Annotated in this window: 1 protein-coding gene and 1 pseudogene; both read left to right on the top strand. The window is 64.6% G+C overall.

The window, feature by feature from the left end; translation table 11 throughout:
- The first annotated feature begins 105 nt into the window (after positions 1–105).
- The gene (locus AB0B89_RS36230; protein ID WP_358562255.1) at positions 106–939 is read left to right on the top strand and encodes a serine protease; all 834 of its coding nucleotides are present in this window, start codon (positions 106–108) and stop codon (positions 937–939) included.
- Between the two features lie 520 nt (positions 940–1,459).
- Positions 1,460–1,792, top strand: a pseudogene (locus AB0B89_RS36225) (hypothetical protein); the annotation flags it as partial.

Below are 1,792 nucleotides of genomic sequence, written 5' to 3'. Positions count from 1 at the left end.
CCCCTCCCCGCCACCCCCACTCACCCCCCCCTCCCCCCCCCCCCGCCCCCCGCCCCCGACAACACGACCAAGGCCCCCAACAGCAAGACGACCGCCCTCTTGGGAGTGGCTCCACCGAAGACGGTCAAGACCGTCAGGACCAAGAACGTCAACCTGCCTCCGACGGTGGGAAAGGTGTTCTTCCGCATCGGCACCACCGAGTACTGGTGCTCGGCCTCGTCCGTGCACTCCAAGTACGGGAACGTCGTCGCCACGGCGGGTCACTGCGCCTACGACGTCAAGTCGGGCAAGCCGGTCGAGTCCTGGGTGTTCATCCCCTCCTACACCGGCAACGGGGCGACGCCGTACGGCATCTATGTCGGGCACACGCTGCACATCAACGACACCTACGCGGCGACCGGCGACTACGACTTCGACTACGCCTTCGTGACCGTCCATCACGGCTACCGCTGGGACCCCGACAAGGACGTGAACGGCGTCCCCAAGAAGGACGCCAAGGGCCAGCAGATGTACAGGTCCGTCGACACCGGGCGACTGGAGAACCAGGTCGGCGGCCAGGGCTTCGCCTGGAACAGGGGGTACGTCGTCGCGGCCTACGCGTTCGGGTACCCAGCCGGCCCCAACCCCGACCTCAGCCGGCCCTACACCGGCCTCACGATGGTGTCGTGCCTCACCCGGGCCACCAAGAAGATCTCCACGCCGAAGTGGGAGCTGGACAACGGCGTCCTGTTCAGCGGTTGCGGCTTCACGGCCGGAGCCAGCGGCGGCCCGTGGCTGATCAAGTACAGCCCTTCGCGGCGCATCGGCTACCTGAACGGCGTGAACAGCCTCACGTATGACCTGGACGGCGACGGCCGCAACGAGGGCGTGTCCTCTCCGTACTTCAACACGGCGACCTATCTCGTGTACTCCTACGCGACCCGCCAGAAGACCGACTGAGCTTCGAGATCTGTCACATCGGGAAGGGCCCGGCTGATGCCGGGCCCTTCTCGGTGTACGGCGGAAGAGGCGGCAACCTTCCCGCTTTGACCCGTTCCCGCAGAGAACACTTCCGGGTCACTGGCCGCTTCCATGCCAGATGGACTACCCGCCTGGTTGATATGTCCGATTCGGGGTGCCTGCGGAGGCGTTAGACGTAGCCACTCGCCGATTTGGCTCCCCTCAAGGGGTGTGATCTGCATCACATAAAAACCAGCACTGTCCGCAGCGGTTCACTCACACCACTTCTGGACCGTTTGTCACACCCGTACCCTGATCTGCGCGAATGCTACGGACTTGGCGTGACTTGACTGCTGAAATCCACCGATCCGGCGATCACGGAACGATCACGCAAGGACGAACGCGCAAAAATCGCCACGGATCCGGTTACCGCAAACAAGATCTTCTCTGTATCTTCTGGTTATCCCTTTACTGACGCATGGGGCGCAAGATGCGTTCCACGACAGGCCCAGGAGTTTCCTTGAACACCCGAGTTAAGCGTCTCGCCCTCCCGATCGGTGGTGCCATCGCCGCCACCAGCATGATCGGCGCCACCCTGGTCACCTCGGCCAGCGCGACGACCGCCCCCACCAAGAAGGTCGTCTCCCTCGCCTCCGCCAGCAGCGCGAAGAAGGTCACGAGCTTCTGGACCGCCAACGGCGGTGCCAACCTGAAGGCCGCCGCGCAGTTCACCGGCGACGCTCAGGTCTCGGGCAAGGTCAAGCTCGGTGGCGGCGACGCTGCTCCTGACGGCAAGGCCGGCGTTGTCCCGCCGATCGGCCAGGAGAAGGTCACCCCCACCAAGGTGAAGAAC

The organism is Sphaerisporangium sp. NPDC049002, from assembly GCF_040649355.1.
Classification (GTDB): domain Bacteria; phylum Actinomycetota; class Actinomycetes; order Streptosporangiales; family Streptosporangiaceae; genus Sphaerisporangium.
The sequence above is the reverse complement of the archived record's forward strand: the minus strand, read 5'-3'. Positions and strand labels throughout refer to the sequence as shown.